We start from the raw sequence: 15,857 nt of genomic DNA, 5'->3' as shown, positions 1-15,857 counted from the left end.
AAATAGGCTGGTTTTTCATTTGGAAATAAAATAGTATTGCGCGGCCCAAATTTATTCACGGGCTTATTGTCACTATTATTAATCGTAAGGATATGTACGTTATGAATAATAAATTAAAATTAGCCGCCGCAGCATTTGCTGTTTCTCTGTTGGCAGGCTGTTCTTCTTATAACACAAGCCAGCCTACTAGCGCGCTGGTTGGCAACGTCGAATCTACTGTAAAAGCGGATATTCAGGTTGGTGAAAAAATCCAGGGTGAAGCTACCGCTAACGTACTGATGGGCTTCATCAAATGGGGCGAAGGCGACAACTACGTTGATGGCGTAAACTACGGTACCGGCGGCGCGCTGTCTTTTGCCGATGCTTCTGGTTCAGTTAAGTCTGCCGCAACCTACAACGCGGTTAAAGCCGCCGGCGCTGACTTAATCGTTGCTCCTCGCTATGAAGTAACGACGAAAAACTACGGCGTATTCAAACAAATTCATGTTGTTGTTCGTGGTTACAAAGGTACTATCGTTAGCGTTAAATAAGCGCGATATGATGATACTGCCTGACGATATCTATGTCAGGCAGTGCCCTTCTTAGTTCTATTATCCCTTGTCGATCAGAAATCCACGCTGGCGCGCAGTACGAACTGGCGCGGTTCGCCCACGGCGATACGCAGGTTGTTGCCGCTGGACGGATAATAGGTTTTATCAAACAGGTTCTTGATATTTAACTGCCACTTCACCTTGTAGCCGTTGATTGGCGTGCTGTAAGCCACAAAGGCATCGGCCACTGTGTAATCATCCAGATAGAAGCTGTTTGCCGCATCACCGGGACGGCGACCGACGTAACGAGCGCCCGCGCCGGCGCGCAGATTATCACCCGAATGCAGTCCCAAGGCGCCGAAATCCTGCGTCAGGAACAGTGAAGCGGTATGACGCGCCGCATTGGTCAGTTCATTGCCGTTGTTTTCCGGGTCCGCCGTTACGCGCGCATCGGTATAGGCATAGGAGCCGATCAGACTCAGCGAGTCGGTCAATTTCCCTGCCATATCCAGTTCGATACCCTGCGAACGGACTTTGCCGGCGGTGCGCGTCACGGTGTCGCCGTTACCGTCAAGTTCACTCACCATCACGTTACGCTTTTGAATATCAAACAACGCCACGTTGGCGGTGATCCGGTTGGGCAGATCCAGCTTGGCGCCGATTTCGTAGGATTTACCGATTTCTGGCGGCAGCGCGCCGATTTGCGTGGCAATCGAGGAGTTGGGTTTAAACGACTCGCTGTAGCTGGCATAAAGCGATGAATACGGCGTCAGGCTGTAAATAATGCCCGCGCGCGGCACGACGCGGTTATATGAACTGTCCGTATTGGTCTTGAATGGCCGGCCCTTGCCTGACATAACGTCAAAGCTGTCGTAGCGCAGACCGCCCAGCAGTTGCCAACGTTCGTTAAGGCGAATCGCATCCTGCATAAAGAAACCGGTGCTGTCGATATTTTCCCGCTGATCGCTCTGTGAGGCGATAACCGAACTGGATTCAGCTAAATTGCCGTAGACCGGGTTGTATACATTGAAAACATCGGTGGCGGAGCCTTGCAGCATATCGCCGCGGTAAGTGCGGTCGGCTTCGTAATCAAAGCCAAACAGCAACTGGTGATTGATTGCTCCCCAATCCACGTCGCCGTTCAGGGTTAACTGCACAACCTGGGTCTGTGCGTGGGCATAGCCGGTGGAGTCGGCCCGGCGAGACAGGTTGCCGGTATCGGCATCATAACTCATCGCCCGCGCTTGATTGTCGCTGTAGCGGTTGCGGTTATAGGAGTAGGTCAGACTGCTTTTCCAGCGATCGGTCAGGTTGCGATCGATCTGCATGGTGATGCTGTCCTGATCGCCGCGGGTGGCGTTGTAACCCTCGTCGAAACGTCGTTTACGGGGCGTATTTACCGGCTTGCCGGTGTTGGTGTCCAGCACGGTGCCGCGATCGAAAGGCGTCAGATACTCCATATGCTCATAGGCGATGCGCACCGTGGTATCTTCGCCGTACCACATCAGAGATGGCGCAATGGTGGTTTGACGGTTGCGGCCAAAATTACGCCAGTAATCGGTTTCATCATGGTCGACTATCATCCGGTAAGCTAGCCCGGACGTTCCCAGCGGTCCGGTGACGTCCAATTGGCCGCCGCCGCCCTTAAAGCTGCTGCCCCAGCCTTCGATGTGCGTCTTTTGCTCTAATTCCGGTTTTTTGCTGATGATATTGATGACGCCGCCGGGTTCGCCCATGCCGTATAGCATAGAAGCCGGGCCTTTCAGCACCTCGACGCGTTCGCTGGTCGGCGTGAAGTTACGCGCCTGAATCGAGCGGACGCCGTCACGAAAGAGCGAACCATCACGGTTATCGCCGAAACCGCGCTTGATCAGCGCATCCTGGGTGCCGCCAAGCGTGTTGGCTTGCGTAATGCCGCTGACGTTATACAAGGCTTCGTCAATGTTGCGTACCGCCCGATCTTCAATCACCTGGTTAGGCACTACATTCACCGCCTGCGGCACATCCAGCAGGCGGCTTTCGGTACGGGTGCCGGTAACGGTTTTATGCGGCTGATAGCCGCTTTCCTCGGCTGGCGCCGTTCCCGCCGTCGCCGTGACCTCCACCGTATCCCCCCGGTCGTTGGTCGCCGCCTGAATGCTGAAAGGCAGCAGGGCCAGCAACGGCCAGCCATTCCGAAATAGTTGGTTATTCATGTGCAAGTTGACTCCAATATGTCCCTGAAAAATCGATAGGTAAAAAGTTCTGGTAAATTTTTTGTAGTGTGAGTTGCGGATCGATATCGCTGAAGAGATCGGGGTAGAGCGCTTTGGCAAACATCTCCACCATAACTACGTGGTAAGGGCTGAGATAAAAGTTGTGCCACATACTCCAGGCTCGACCGGTTTTAACCGCCTGAAGATGAGACAGAATAGGATCCTGGCGTATCAGTTTGCCGAAGCTGTCCTGCGCCTGCTGCGGATTGACCAACGGGCCCAGCATCAGGCTGGAGAAGCGTTTTCCCTCCGGCCCGGCCATGCCGGTAGCGATATAAACATCGGGGTTGGCCGCCAGCGCCCGTTCGGGGCTGAGTTCGCCGTATACGCTGCTGATGGTTCCGGCGGCGATATTTTCACCGCCGGCAAAGGTCAGCAGATCGCCCAGATTGCCGCCGACGGCGGTGGTACAGCAGGTATCGCGGCGGCCAAGGTGCAGGTGCAGCATCACCGTGGTTTTTTTACCGTGATATTGCGCGATGCGCTGACGGATCACTTCCATATGCTGCTGATAAAACTCGCTGAACGCCGCGGCCCGCTGCGGCTGATTCAGCACTTCTCCCAGCAGCCGGATGCTGGGTAAGGTGTTGTTGAGCAAATCGACGCGTAAATCGACGTAGATCACCGGTACGCCGGCGTTAGCCAGCGTTTGTTGCAGTTGGGCGTCATCGGCGGAGCTTTTCGCCAGGCGCGGCAGAATCACCAAATCGGGTTTTAACGGCAGCAGCATTTCCGCATTTACGCTATGCAGATTGCCGTTGCCCAACTGCGGGATTTGACTGATAGCCGGAAATTTTTCCGTATAGCGTTGCCAGCTCTGCGCATCGTAGCGCGCCATATCTCCCGGCCAGCCGACGATATGTCTTGTCGGATTTCCCGGTTCAAGCAGCGCCAGCGTATAAAGCATACGGCTTTCGCCAAGGACAATTCGTTGTGGATGGTCTGGGATTTCTACCTGTCGGCCGAGAATATCAGTAACGCTTTTGGCCAAAGAGAACGGGCTAAGAAGTAATAAAACAACGGATATGAGAATACGCATGACTAATTCTGCAAGAAAAACGATAGCAAAAGATAATCATTGTTATTCTTGTTTTCAACCGAAGATGAGTGAGGATTATTTACCCTGGCGCCGGATACCGTTATAGATCTTAAATTTACTGGTAATTAAATAAATAATTAAAGTAAAAACCGACGGGAAGTGGCGTATCTCGCTAAAATCGAAGTCGGTACGGCAACGCTGTTATTAGTTGAAGCGGCAGGGTTATCGGAACGGATTCAGAGGGGTTGTTGATAGCGGGTGATATTGCTCAAGGTTGTCAGCGATGTTATGCATATCCCGGATGCCGTCATCACAATCCGGGATGGTTATCGTGAATACGAATGAAGGTTATTCTGCGGCATATCCTTGCGGAGGAATACGCACGCCATCCAGCCAGGCTTCATTTTCCCGCATTTTTAAGCGGCCGGAAAGGAACCAACTGACCACCAGGGGATAAATGGTGTGCTCTTGTACATGAACGCGTTGTTTCAGGCTTTCTTCGGTGTCATTGGTGAATACCGGTACTTTGGCCTGCAGGATCAACGGGCCGCCATCCAGTTCGTCCGTCACAAAATGCACCGATGTGCCATGCACGCCGTCGCCGTTTTTCAATGCCTGGCTATGGGTGTGCAATCCAGGGTATTTGGGCAACAGGGACGGGTGGATATTGAGCATCTTACCGGAGAACTGCGCCACAAACTCAGGGCTGAGAATTCGCATATACCCCGCCAGAACAATGAGCGCCGGTTCATACTGTTCGATTTCCTGCGCCAGCGCCGCATCATAAGCGGCGCGGTCGGCGAAATCCGCCGGGTTAATGACATGGGCCGGTATCCCCGCCTCTTGCGCGCGCTGTAAACCGTAGGCTTCAGGATTGTTGCTAAAGACCGCTGCTATCTCACCGTTAATACGGCCGCGCTTGCAGGCGTCTATCAACGCCTGCAAGTTGCTTCCTTGACCCGATATCAGGATAACAAAGTTTTTCATTAGCTAATGACCACTGCGTCTCCGGCGTCAGTTTGGTTAATCACGCCGATTTTCCATGCGGTTTCGCCACTGCTGTTTAACAATGCGATGGCTTCGTCTGCCTGTTCGGCTGGCAGTGCGACAATCATACCAACGCCGCAGTTGAATGTGCGATACATTTCGCGCCGGCTGACGTTGCCCGCCTGTTGCAGCCAGTTGAATACCGCCGGCCACTGCCAGCTTGATTCGTCAATCGTTGCCTGCATGCCTTCCGGCAGTACGCGCGGAATGTTTTCCCAGAAGCCGCCGCCCGTCAGATGGCAAATAGCGTGCACGTCAATTTTTTCAATCAGCGACAGAATCGATTTAACGTAGATTTTTGTCGGCGCCAGCAGATGGTCGGCCAACGGCTTGCCTTCCAGTGCGACCTGAGCCGGATCGGTTTTGCTGACTTCCAGAATTTTGCGCACCAGCGAATAGCCGTTTGAGTGCGGGCCGCTGGCGGCCAGGGCAACCAGCACGTCGCCCGCCTGTACCTTACTGCCGTCGATGATTTCAGATTTTTCAACCACGCCGACGCAGAAGCCGGCAACGTCATAATCTTCGCCGTGATACATGCCCGGCATTTCCGCCGTTTCGCCGCCAACCAGCGCGCAGCCTGATTGTTTACAGCCTTCGGCGATGCCTGCGATTACGCTGGCGGCCGTATCAACGTCCAGTTTTCCGGTGGCGTAGTAATCCAGGAAGAATAAGGGTTCGGCCCCTTGCACGACCAGATCGTTGACGCACATGGCGACCAGATCGATGCCAATGGTGTCATGACGCTTGAGATCCATAGCCAGACGCAGCTTGGTGCCGACTCCGTCAGTGCCGGAAACCAGAATGGGTTCACGGTATTTTTGCGGTAAGGCGCATAAGGCGCCGAAACCACCCAGACCACCCATAACTTCAGGGCGGCGGGTTTGTTTCACTACACCTTTGATACGGTCTACCAATGCATTACCCGCATCAATATCCACGCCTGCGTCTTTATAGCTGAGAGAGGTTTTGTCGGTCACTACGGAGTCCCCACGGAGGTTACAATTTGTGGTTAAAAACAGTGTCGGTTAAAAAATGGAGCGCGCTAATTCTAACAGCGCGAGCAAACGTTTGCGAGCGATGAGTCACCGGGTTTCCATTTTTCCTTATCCCGCGCAATTTCCCTTATCGGTTGATCTGGATCAGGCTTAACCGTATGTTACTCGTTCAAAAAAGCGGTATAATCCGGCGATTTTTTTATGGCTAGCGTCCAGCCGCCGCCCTGCGGGCCGTCACGTTGTGACGTTAAAAACGCTCGTGGTGTGGCTACCCCGCCGGCTGCCCTGCGGGCCTCCGCAAGCGGAGTTTAAAAACGCGCCAAGCGTTTTTTTGACCGTCCACTGTCTAGGGAGAATACTGATGAAGATCGTCGAGGTGAAACACCCGCTCGTCAAACATAAACTTGGTCTGATGCGTGAGAACGATATTAGTACCAAGCGTTTTCGTGAGCTGGCTTCCGAAGTGGGAAGTTTATTGACCTATGAGGCAACCGCCGGTTTAGAGACGGAGAAAGTCACCATTGAAGGCTGGTGCGGTCCGGTTGAAGTCGATCAAATCAAAGGCAAAAAAATTACCGTGGTGCCTATTCTGCGCGCCGGCTTAGGGATGATGGAAGGCGTGCTGGAGAATGTTCCCAGCGCCCGCATCAGCGTGGTGGGGATCTATCGTAATGAAGAAACGCTGGAGCCGGTGCCGTATTTCCAAAAGCTCGTTTCCAATATAGATGAACGTATGGCGCTGGTGGTGGATCCGATGCTGGCGACCGGCGGCTCAATGATCGCCACCATCGATCTGCTGAAAAAGGCGGGTTGTCAGAGCATCAAGGTGCTGGTGCTGGTGGCTGCGCCGGAAGGGATTGCCGCGCTGGAGAAAGCGCATCCGGATATCGAGCTCTACACCGCGGCGATTGATAAAGGTCTTAATGAGCATGGCTATATCATGCCGGGCCTGGGCGACGCGGGCGATAAAATATTTGGTACTAAATAACAGGTAAGCCGGCTTAATCAGTCGGCTTTTTTATGGCGGCCATTCCTGCCCGCCACCCTTGGGGCCGCCGCTTGCGGCGTTGTCGGCGGCGGTCCACAGCCATAACAGCATCTTCCTGCCTGAAATATGCGCTTTGGGCGAGTTGGGTGCGGCTGTAATAACAGGTGCGGACATCATGCCGCACACGATAAATAGCCATTTTACCGAGGATACAAAGATGACTCGTCGCGCCATCGGGGTAAGTGAACGTCCCCCCTTGTTGCAAACCATTCCGCTGAGTTTCCAACATCTGTTTGCGATGTTCGGCGCCACCGTGCTGGTCCCTATTCTGTTCAAAATTAACCCGGCTACCGTGTTGTTATTCAACGGCATTGGCACTTTGCTCTATTTATTTATCTGTAAAGGCAAGATCCCTGCCTATCTGGGATCCAGTTTTGCGTTTATTTCGCCGGTGTTGCTGCTGTTGCCTCTGGGGTACGAGGTGGCGCTGGGCGGATTTATTGTCTGCGGCTTCCTGTTCTGTCTGGTGGCGCTGATCGTCAAGAAAGCGGGAACGGGATGGCTGGACGTGATATTCCCGCCCGCGGCGATGGGGGCGATTGTTGCCGTTATCGGCCTGGAACTGGCCGGCGTGGCGGCGGGGATGGCCGGTTTGCTGCCTGCCGACGGCGCCTCTGTCGATACGTCGGCGGTGACGATTTCACTGGTGACGCTGGCGGTAACGATTTTGGGCTCGGTGCTATTTCGTGGCTTTCTGGCGATTATCCCGATTCTTATCGGGGTTTTGGCCGGTTATGCGCTGTCATTCGCCATGGGCGCCGTGGATCTGACGCCTATCGCGCAGGCGCACTGGTTCGCGTTGCCGACATTTTATACCCCGCGTTTTGAATGGTTCGCCATTCTGACCATTCTGCCGGCGGTGCTGGTGGTGATCGCCGAACATGTCGGGCATCTGGTCGTTACCGCCAATATCGTAAAGAAAGATTTGATGCGTGATCCGGGGCTGCATCGTTCCCTGTTCGCCAACGGTGTTTCCACCATGCTGTCGGGTTTCTTCGGCTCCACACCGAACACCACCTACGGTGAAAATATCGGCGTACTGGCGATTACCAAGGTATACAGCACCTGGGTGATCGGCGGCGCGGCGGTCCTCGCCATTCTGTTGTCCTGCGTCGGTAAGCTGGCGGCCGCTATTCAGGCCGTTCCGGTTCCGGTTATGGGCGGCGTATCGCTGTTGCTGTATGGGGTGATTGGCGCGTCCGGCATCCGTGTTCTGATTGAATCCAAAGTGGATTACAACAAGGCGCAAAACCTGATTTTGACCTCCGTTATCCTGATTATTGGCGTCAGCGGCGCGAAGGTGCATCTGGGCGCGGCCGAACTGAAAGGGATGGCGCTGGCGACGGTGGTGGGGATCGGCATGAGCCTGCTGTTTAAGGTGATTAGCCTGTTCCGCGCTGAAGAAGTGATTCTTGATGCGCCGGACACGGAAGAGTCGGCCCCGCGTTGAGCATATGTTTGCCGATGTTTGACGGCCGCGGAGAGATGGCGAACGCGTTCTCGGCGCTAATTGCCGTAAGGATTAACGTCTGACGCGGATTTCCCCTGATGTGAAGCGCCGGCGGCCCTTTGGGGCCGCCGGTTTACTGGCCTAACTCGACGCAACTGACTCAACAGGGTCAAGTTTCTGTGATAGACTGATTTCGTTTCCCCTGCCTGTCTTGCTTGAGGTTATTCTGAACACGCCGGCACAGCTTTCATTGCCTCTGTATTTACCCGATGACGAAACGTTCTCCAGTTTCTATCCGGGAGAAAACGCGTCTCTTCTCGCCGCCATCAACGCCGCTCTGCGTCAGGAACACGGAAGCTATATTTATTTCTGGTCGCGGGAAGGGGGCGGTCGTAGTCATCTGCTGCACGCGGCATGCGCTGATTTATCCCATCACGGCCAGGCGGTCGGTTATGTGCCGCTCGATAAGCGCGCCTATTTCGTACCCGAAGTTCTGGACGGCATGGAGCAACTGGCGCTGGTGTGTATCGATAATATCGAATCCATCGCGGGTGACGAAGCCTGGGAAATGGCGATGTTTAACCTCTATAATCGTATTCAGGAAACCGGGCGCACCCGGTTGTTGATCACCGGCGATCGTCCCCCTCGTCAGCTCAATCTGCATTTGCCCGATCTCTCTTCCCGGCTGGATTGGGGACAGATTTATAAACTTCAGCCGCTGTCCGATGAGGAAAAAGGCGAGGCATTGCAACTGAGGGCGAAACTGCGCGGTTTCGAACTACCGGAAGATGTCAGCCGTTTTCTGCTTAAACGGCTGGATCGTGAAATGCGCACCCTATTTATGACGCTGGATCAGCTCGATCATGCCTCCATCACCGCCCAGCGCAAATTGACTATTCCCTTCGTGAAAGAGATCCTCGGGTTGTAACCTGGGCGCTTGCCCGCTTACAAAATTTCCAATACCTGTTCCGGCGGACGGCCGATGCGCGCCTGCTGGCCCGCAACCACAATGGGGCGTTCGATCAACTTTGGATGTTCAATCATCGCCTGAATAAGTTGGGCTTCGGTCAGACTGTCATCGGCAAGATTTAGCTGACGATAAAGGTCTTCTTTACGGCGCATCAGATCGCGCGCGCTGTTCAGACCGAGTTGATGAATCAAGCGATCCAGGGTATCGGCATCGGGCGGCGTTTCCAGATATAGCACCACCTGGGGCGTAATGCCGCGCTGTTTCAGCAGCGATAGCGTTTCGCGGCTTTTGGAGCAGCGCGGGTTGTGGTAAATCGTGACGTTCTTGGTCATCAGAAAGTTTTCCTTCATTCCATCAGGATTTTTGGTACTGACGAAAACGTTGTTGAAGTTGGCGTAGCTGATCGATGCGGGCGTCGTAGCGCGCCTGTTCCAGACTGCCAAGCTTCACCAGCGAACTGGCGTTGCTCAGTAAACGGATCGACTGATCGAGGTTCCCGGTCAGCGCCAGACTTTCCGCGCGGGCGGCTAACTCTTCCGCGCGGGCGCCTTGAGCGGCGGAAGACTGCGCCAGCAAATCCCAGCCGTTGGGATCGTCAGCGTGGGCGTAGGTGTAGCGATAGAGAATTTTGCTCGCGGCCGCGGGCTGTTTCCCCTCAACGTAGGCGTTCGCCAGATTGAGCTGGAGCACGGGATTGGTTTGTATGCCCGATGCTTTCTCCAACCTTGCGATAGCCTGCGACGCGCGATTTTGCCCTAAATCGATATCGGTCATTAAATCCAGAAACCACGGATTGTCAGGGGCGTTATTCAGTAAAGGTTGCAATAGATTGCGCGCTTCATCGTATTTTTTGGCCTGATAAAAGCGGATGGCCTCGCCGTATTTGGCGGCCAACTGCTCGCGGACATTTCCCTTCGCCCAGGCATTCAGTAAATCATCGCTCAGCGGACGTTCCGTTGAACCGTACATGCCGAAGACGCGCACTTTGGCGAACAGGAAGTCCTGAGAGGATTGCACCGGCGTGGAACGCATCTGATTTGCCCGGTTGCGCGCATCGGACAGCCGGCTTTCCGGCAGGGGGTGCGTAAGCAAAATTTCCGGCGGTTTGGATGAATATCGTGACTGATCGGCCAGTTTTTGCAGGAAATTCGGCATGGCCTGCGGATCGAAGCCGGCGCGCTGCAGCACTTGAAGACCAATGCGATCCGCTTCCTGTTCATTGGCCTGGGTAAAGGTAATCAGCCCTTGCTGGCTTCCCGCGATGGTGCCGCTCAGCGCCGCCATCCCCAACTGCGGATTAGCCATCGCCAGTAGAATGGAGCCCAGCGCGCCGACCCAGGTCAGCGGCGCGTTCCGCTGTTGCGATTCCATGGTGCGCGCCAAATGACGCTGCGTAACATGCGAAATTTCATGCGCCAGCACTGAGGCCAGTTCGCTCTCGTTGTCCGCATAGCGGAATAATGCCGAGTGCAAGACGACATTGCCGCCAAAGAAGGCAAAGGCGTTGATATCGTCATTGCGAATCAGGAAAAAGTGAAAGGGGGTGCGTACGGAATTAGCCTGTTTGACCAGTCGGTTGCCTAATTGATTGATGTAATTGGATAGCAGGGGATCGTTGATCAACGGCGCGCCGGACCGCAACTGACGGACATAAAAATCGCCCATGGCCAGTTCCTGATTGATGCTAAGCGTGTTGCCGGCCGTAGTGCCGATCTCCGGCAGCTGATCCTGGATCTCGGCCTGGACAGGAAGCATATTGGCGGTCAGCAACGCCCCCGACAGGACGGCAATGACCGTTTTTCTTAACCGGCTAGACATAACGGAAGATAACCTTATCAACAGACATAAAGGAACCTGTTAACCATCTTAGCCAGCGCGGGCGCACAAAGAAATATTTATACGGGAAAATCGTGGGGTCGGCAGGGAATATAGTTTGCCTGGCGCGCAGACCGGCGATGGTATAAACCGACACCTTATGCAAGATGCCGGCGATATTGCTGGAAACGAGCGACTCAGGCCGTTTTCAGGTATTCCAGGACGATATCATGGTGGTTGTTGGTTTTAAAATCATCAAACACCTTCATGACCTTGCCGTTTTCATCAATCAGGAAACTGATGCGATGAATACCGTCATAGGTTTTCCCCATGAACGTTTTTTCACCCCATACGCCGAATTGTTCCGAAACCTGATGATCTTCATCAGATAACAGGGTGAAGTTTAATAACTCTTTTTCGGCGAAGAGGGACAGTTTCTCTGGTTTGTCCGTGCTGATGCCAATGACTTCCACGCCATATTTTTTTAGTTCGTCCATGTTGTCGCGCAGACCGCAAGCCTGAACGGTACATCCGGGGGTCATGGCTTTAGGGTAGAAATAAACCAATACTTTCTGCCCCTGGAAGTCGGTTAAATCTACTTGTTCGCCGTCCTGGTCGGGCAAGCTAAATTTCGGTGCGATATCACCGGCTTTCAGTGTATTCATCACTACTCTCCGTCTTTCTCTTCATGCTGTGGATAGTTCACGACACTAATACTGCCTTGTGCGTGCAGTTCTGTACATAGCTGATAAAAGGCCGGCTCAATAATTGAACCGTCCAACGTGGCAGGACTGTGCGCGGTGATTTGAATATGCAATTTTGGCGGCTGATCTCCCTCAGCTGGTTGGGTTTTGGACACTAATTCGGCAATGTTCATTTGGTGAGAGTCAAATAAATCCGTAAAACGCTCAATGATGTGGGGCGAGTCCGCCACATCCACTTTAACCCAAACGGTTGACGGCATCGGTGGCCGAGCCTGCGACTCTGTTCGTTTCATCACGATCAATAAATCCATTTCCGCCCCTTTCAACGGTAGGGTGGATTCGATCTGCGTGATGGCGTTCCAACTCCCGGAAAGCAGCATGATAAACGTGAATTCTTCGCCCAGCATGGCAAGACGGCTATCTTCGATGTTACAGCCGCAACTGCTGACGTGACGGGTAATCGCGTTAACAATTCCTGGGCGGTCGGCTCCTACGGCGGTGATAACCAGATAGTGTTCTTGTAAGCTCGACAAAATCGTATGTCCTGTGCTTCCCCTTAGAGGATTACATGGTAAACATAAAAAATTGCTCCCGGCAATTTTTAACGCCGCTTGCGGCGGCCCGGAGGGCGACGGGCAGGGATGGCCCGCCATCAAAAAGCCGGGAGAAACTTTAGCGCCGCTTGCGGCGGGCGGTGATAAAAAAACCAGAAGAATTTTTAATGCCGCTCGCAGCGTTATAAAAAACCGTGCGTCAAACGCTTACAACGCCGTTGCGCGCTTGCTTTTGCATAGAGGTCAAAAGTACCATGAAGAACTTGTTTGTGGAGGGAATGGCCAATGTTTACGGGAAGTATTGTTGCGCTGGTTACGCCGATGGACGCCAAGGGCGCCGTCGACCGGCCGAGCCTTAAAAAACTTATTGATTATCATGTTGCTAGCGGCACATCGGCGATTGTCTCCGTCGGAACGACGGGGGAGTCCGCCACGCTGAGCCATGAAGAGCATGGCGATGTCGTTATGATGACGCTGGAATTGTGCGATGGCCGCATCCCGGTTATTGCCGGAACCGGCGCCAACGCCACCGCGGAAGGTATCTCGCTGACCAAGCGGTTTCATGATACCGGGGTCTTGGGTTGCCTGACGGTAACGCCGTATTACAACAGACCTACCCAGGAAGGGCTGTATCAACACTTCAAAGCGATCGCCGAGCATACCGATCTGCCGCAAATTCTCTATAACGTCCCTTCTCGCACGGGCTGCGACATGTTGCCGGAAACGGTCGCGCGCCTGTCCGAAATCAAAAATATTGTAGCTATTAAAGAAGCGACGGGGAACTTAAGTCGGGTAAGTCAGATCCAAGAGCTGGTTAATGAAGATTTTATTCTGCTGAGTGGCGATGACGCCAGCGGTTTAGACTTTATGCAACTAGGCGGCAAAGGGGTGATTTCCGTTACGGCGAACATCGCCGCGCGTGAAATGGCTGAAATTTGCAGGCTGGCGGCGCAGGGCAATTTTGTTGAAGCCCGCCGTTTAAATCAGCGCCTGATGCCGTTGCATCAGAAATTATTTGTTGAACCCAATCCTATTCCGGTGAAGTGGGCCTGTAAGGAATTGGGACTCATGGCGACCGATACGCTTCGCCTGCCCATGACGCCACTGACTGAATCCGGTCAGACGGTGCTGGCGCGAGCATTGAAGCAAGCTGGTTTGCTGTAACCGTTAGGGAGATTTAATGACTGGTTCATTACAAAAGTCGATGGTGGCAAAAGTTGTTGGCGTATCGCTGGTGATGTTGTTAGCTGCGTGTTCCAGCGATCAGCGCTATAAGCGGCAGGTGAGCGGCGATGAATCTTATCTGCATACGCCGACGCAGAAAGCGCTGAACACGCCGTCCGGTATTATTTTGCCGGTGCAGAATGGGGATTATGATATACCGCCGGTGACCCTGAACGGCGCTGTAGGCAAAGAGCTGGATATTCGTCCTCCGTTGCAGCCATTGGCTTTGTTGAATGGTTCTCGTACCCAGAGTTCGGGTAACACGGCGGCGCTGTTATTGGAAAGCAGCGCACAGAACAGCCAGCTTTGGCCTCAGGTTGTTCGAGCTTTACAAGAGAAGAACTTCGCCATTGCCAACCGTCAGGACGCCAACCAAACATTAACGACGGACTGGATCACATGGGTGCGTCAGGATGAAGATCTTCAATACCGGGGCCGTTACCAGGTAGCCGTTCAGCAACAGGGGTATCAGACGGCCGTCGTCGTCACTCTGTTGGCGCTGGAACAGCAGAATAATCCCGTTACCGATCCTGTCCAGGTTCAACGCTACGCCGGGTTGATGTTGAATACCATCACCGAGTCATTGGATAGCCAGGCGACCGAGCGTGAAAATGCGCTGGCGCACCGCACCAACGGTTCGCTGGATGTGCAGAGCGGGGCTGATGATACCGGTCTGCCGCTGCTGGTGGTTCGTGGGCCTTATACCCTGGTATGGGATCGCTTGCCGGCTGCGTTAAGCAAGATCGGTATGGAAATTGACGATCGCAGCCGTCCTCAGGGTTCTGTTTCCATTACTTATAAAGCGCCTGGCGGCGGTACGTGGGATACCCTGGGAACGAAAGATCCCGAGCTTCCTAATGGTAAGTACAAATTGCAGGTCGGCGATCTTGATAACCGTAGCAGTCTGCAATTTATTGACTCCAAGGGACATACGCTAAGCCAGTCTCAGAATGACGCGCTGGTGCCGGTATTCCAGGCGGCTTTCAACTAAGTAATTTATATACCCAATAGATTTCAAGGCGCAGGACAAAACGTTATCGTTTTGAACAACGTAAAGCGTTGGCCCTTTATGGGCGAGGCTCATTAATGAGCATCGTAACGCGGCAACCGATAAGTCACTGGGGTGACAAATCCGCCGGGAGCGGATTTGAACGCCGCTTGCGGCGGCCCCACCGGGGCGAGGTTCAGGGAATAGCCGGGCAATTAGGCAGCCAACGCATCTGCAATTTGAAAGATGAAGGGTATAGGGTCGGATTATCCGGCCCTTCTTCATTAATTAATCGATACCCAAAATGGCTGGGGTTGCAGCGAAGCAGCGCGAGTCCGAAGCGTGATTCGGACGAGGGCGTGCGCTGACGGCGCGGCAATGTCAGGTAAGCAGGGGATGGGCGTTAAATTCTCGGGCCGTGTGCGGCGGCCCTCATTGTGTGGAGTGATAAAGATGCAAAAGCTAGCTGAGTTGTATCGTGGGAAGGCAAAAACTGTCTACACCACCGAAGATCCCGACCTGCTGGTGCTGGAGTTTCGTAATGATACGTCAGCAGGAGATGGCGCTCGTATTGAGCAGTTTGATCGTAAAGGAATGGTGAATAACAAATTTAACCATTTCATCATGAGCAAACTGGAAGAAGCCGGGATCCCTACTCAAATGGTGAGCCTGCTTTCTGATAACGAAGTGCTGGTGAAAAAACTGGAGATGGTGCCGGTAGAGTGCGTGGTGCGTAACCGCGCCGCAGGTTCGCTGGTAAAACGCCTGGGCGTAGAGGAAGGGATTGTCCTGAATCCTCCGTTGTTTGACCTGTTCCTGAAAAATGACGCCATGCACGATCCAATGGTCAATGAGTCTTACTGCAAAACCTTTGGCTGGGTGAGTGAAAAGAACCTCGCGCGCATGAAGGAACTCAGCTACAAGGCAAATGAAGTCCTGAGCAAACTGTTTGACGATGCGGGATTGATTCTGGTGGATTTCAAACTGGAATTCGGTTTGTTTAAAGGCGAAGTGGTTCTGGGGGATGAATTCTCGCCGGACGGCAGCCGTCTGTGGGACAAAGCCACGCTGAATAAAATGGACAAAGACCGTTTTCGTCAAAGCCTCGGCGGCCTGATCGAAGCCTATGAAGAAGTCGCTCGCCGTCTTGGCGTAAAATTAGACTAATAGCGCAATCGTTTCCGTTCTATACGCAGAACCCAGTGTTCTGCGTATAGTTTTATCGGTGAATAATATGC

General features: G+C 53.6%; 15 protein-coding genes. 7 read left to right on the top strand and 8 right to left on the bottom strand.

Going from position 1 to position 15,857, the window contains the following annotated elements; genetic code table 11:
• Positions 1 to 101 precede the first annotated feature (101 nt).
• Entirely contained in the window at positions 102 to 530 is a 429-nt protein-coding gene (locus tag HC231_RS16985; protein ID WP_208227915.1) for a hypothetical protein, read from the top strand.
• Positions 531 to 604: 74 nt separating this feature from the next.
• Here the strand turns inward: HC231_RS16985 and HC231_RS16980 are convergent, their stop codons facing one another.
• The 4 genes from HC231_RS16980 to purM form a co-directional block, all read right to left on the bottom strand.
• Positions 605 to 2,725, bottom strand: coding sequence for a TonB-dependent siderophore receptor (locus HC231_RS16980; RefSeq protein ID WP_208227914.1), 2,121 nt, complete (start codon positions 2,723 to 2,725; stop codon positions 605 to 607).
• Complete coding sequence (locus tag HC231_RS16975; protein ID WP_208227913.1) at positions 2,718 to 3,824, bottom strand: ABC transporter substrate-binding protein; 1,107 nt, start codon at positions 3,822 to 3,824, stop codon at positions 2,718 to 2,720. The genes HC231_RS16980 and HC231_RS16975 overlap by 8 nt, the downstream gene beginning before the upstream one ends.
• A 348-nt stretch (positions 3,825 to 4,172) precedes the next feature.
• Positions 4,173 to 4,811: a phosphoribosylglycinamide formyltransferase gene (gene purN, locus HC231_RS16970; protein WP_208227912.1), complete on the bottom strand. Its 639-nt coding sequence runs from the start codon at positions 4,809 to 4,811 to the stop codon at positions 4,173 to 4,175.
• The gene (purM, locus tag HC231_RS16965; protein WP_048635723.1) at positions 4,811 to 5,848 is read right to left on the bottom strand and encodes a phosphoribosylformylglycinamidine cyclo-ligase; all 1,038 of its coding nucleotides are present in this window, start codon (positions 5,846 to 5,848) and stop codon (positions 4,811 to 4,813) included. Before purM ends, purN begins: the two co-directional genes overlap by 1 nt.
• 379 nt (positions 5,849 to 6,227) lie before the next feature.
• Between purM and upp the strand changes: the two genes are divergently transcribed.
• From upp to hda, 3 genes are all read left to right on the top strand, one after another.
• The gene (gene upp, locus HC231_RS16960; RefSeq protein ID WP_208227911.1) at positions 6,228 to 6,854 is read left to right on the top strand and encodes a uracil phosphoribosyltransferase; all 627 of its coding nucleotides are present in this window, start codon (positions 6,228 to 6,230) and stop codon (positions 6,852 to 6,854) included.
• Between the two features lie 217 nt (positions 6,855 to 7,071).
• Entirely contained in the window at positions 7,072 to 8,364 is a 1,293-nt protein-coding gene (uraA, locus tag HC231_RS16955) for a uracil permease (RefSeq protein ID WP_208231383.1), read from the top strand.
• Positions 8,365 to 8,575: 211 nt separating this feature from the next.
• Positions 8,576 to 9,292: a DnaA inactivator Hda gene (hda, locus tag HC231_RS16950; RefSeq protein ID WP_208227910.1), complete on the top strand. Its 717-nt coding sequence runs from the start codon at positions 8,576 to 8,578 to the stop codon at positions 9,290 to 9,292.
• 17 nt (positions 9,293 to 9,309) lie between these two features.
• Here the strand turns inward: hda and arsC are convergent, their stop codons facing one another.
• The 4 genes from arsC to HC231_RS16930 all read right to left on the bottom strand — a co-directional run bounded on the left by arsC (position 9,310) and on the right by HC231_RS16930 (position 12,389).
• Complete coding sequence (arsC, locus tag HC231_RS16945) at positions 9,310 to 9,666, bottom strand: arsenate reductase (glutaredoxin) (protein WP_208227909.1); 357 nt, start codon at positions 9,664 to 9,666, stop codon at positions 9,310 to 9,312.
• Between the two features lie 22 nt (positions 9,667 to 9,688).
• Positions 9,689 to 11,152: a beta-barrel assembly-enhancing protease gene (gene bepA / locus HC231_RS16940; RefSeq protein WP_208227908.1), complete on the bottom strand. Its 1,464-nt coding sequence runs from the start codon at positions 11,150 to 11,152 to the stop codon at positions 9,689 to 9,691.
• A gap of 194 nt (positions 11,153 to 11,346) precedes the next feature.
• Positions 11,347 to 11,814 carry a thioredoxin-dependent thiol peroxidase gene (gene bcp, locus HC231_RS16935; protein ID WP_208227907.1) on the bottom strand — a complete coding sequence of 156 codons (468 nt, stop codon included), beginning with the start codon at positions 11,812 to 11,814 and terminating at the stop codon, positions 11,347 to 11,349.
• Between the two features lie 2 nt (positions 11,815 to 11,816).
• Positions 11,817 to 12,389, bottom strand: a complete 573-nt coding sequence (locus HC231_RS16930; protein WP_208231382.1) for a glycine cleavage system transcriptional repressor — start codon at positions 12,387 to 12,389, stop codon at positions 11,817 to 11,819.
• A gap of 303 nt (positions 12,390 to 12,692) precedes the next feature.
• Between HC231_RS16930 and dapA the strand changes: the two genes are divergently transcribed.
• From dapA to purC, 3 genes are all read left to right on the top strand, one after another.
• The gene (dapA, locus tag HC231_RS16925; protein WP_208227906.1) at positions 12,693 to 13,571 is read left to right on the top strand and encodes a 4-hydroxy-tetrahydrodipicolinate synthase; all 879 of its coding nucleotides are present in this window, start codon (positions 12,693 to 12,695) and stop codon (positions 13,569 to 13,571) included.
• A gap of 16 nt (positions 13,572 to 13,587) precedes the next feature.
• Entirely contained in the window at positions 13,588 to 14,622 is a 1,035-nt protein-coding gene (gene bamC, locus HC231_RS16920) for an outer membrane protein assembly factor BamC (RefSeq protein ID WP_208227905.1), read from the top strand.
• Positions 14,623 to 15,072: 450 nt separating this feature from the next.
• Positions 15,073 to 15,786 carry a phosphoribosylaminoimidazolesuccinocarboxamide synthase gene (gene purC, locus HC231_RS16915; protein WP_208227904.1) on the top strand — a complete coding sequence of 238 codons (714 nt, stop codon included), beginning with the start codon at positions 15,073 to 15,075 and terminating at the stop codon, positions 15,784 to 15,786.
• Positions 15,787 to 15,857: the final 71 nt, after the last annotated feature.

The organism is Brenneria izadpanahii (assembly GCF_017569925.1).
GTDB lineage: Bacteria > Pseudomonadota > Gammaproteobacteria > Enterobacterales > Enterobacteriaceae > Brenneria > Brenneria izadpanahii.
This window is presented reverse-complemented; position numbering and strand designations above follow the sequence as displayed.

Excerpts from the sequence above, each read along its gene's own strand:
- HC231_RS16985 (WP_208227915.1), top strand. The coding sequence starts at position 102 with ATGAATAATAAATTAAAATTAGCCGCCGCAGCATTTGCTGTTTCTCTG.
- HC231_RS16980 (WP_208227914.1), bottom strand. The coding sequence starts at position 2,725 with ATGAATAACCAACTATTTCGGAATGGCTGGCCGTTGCTGGCCCTGCTG.
- HC231_RS16975 (WP_208227913.1), bottom strand. The coding sequence starts at position 3,824 with ATGCGTATTCTCATATCCGTTGTTTTATTACTTCTTAGCCCGTTCTCT.
- purN (WP_208227912.1), bottom strand. The coding sequence starts at position 4,811 with ATGAAAAACTTTGTTATCCTGATATCGGGTCAAGGAAGCAACTTGCAG.
- upp (WP_208227911.1), top strand. The coding sequence starts at position 6,228 with ATGAAGATCGTCGAGGTGAAACACCCGCTCGTCAAACATAAACTTGGT.
- uraA (WP_208231383.1), top strand. The coding sequence starts at position 7,072 with ATGACTCGTCGCGCCATCGGGGTAAGTGAACGTCCCCCCTTGTTGCAA.
- arsC (WP_208227909.1), bottom strand. The coding sequence starts at position 9,666 with ATGACCAAGAACGTCACGATTTACCACAACCCGCGCTGCTCCAAAAGC.
- bepA (WP_208227908.1), bottom strand. The coding sequence starts at position 11,152 with ATGTCTAGCCGGTTAAGAAAAACGGTCATTGCCGTCCTGTCGGGGGCG.
- bcp (WP_208227907.1), bottom strand. The coding sequence starts at position 11,814 with ATGAATACACTGAAAGCCGGTGATATCGCACCGAAATTTAGCTTGCCC.
- dapA (WP_208227906.1), top strand. The coding sequence starts at position 12,693 with ATGTTTACGGGAAGTATTGTTGCGCTGGTTACGCCGATGGACGCCAAG.
- bamC (WP_208227905.1), top strand. The coding sequence starts at position 13,588 with ATGACTGGTTCATTACAAAAGTCGATGGTGGCAAAAGTTGTTGGCGTA.
- purC (WP_208227904.1), top strand. The coding sequence starts at position 15,073 with ATGCAAAAGCTAGCTGAGTTGTATCGTGGGAAGGCAAAAACTGTCTAC.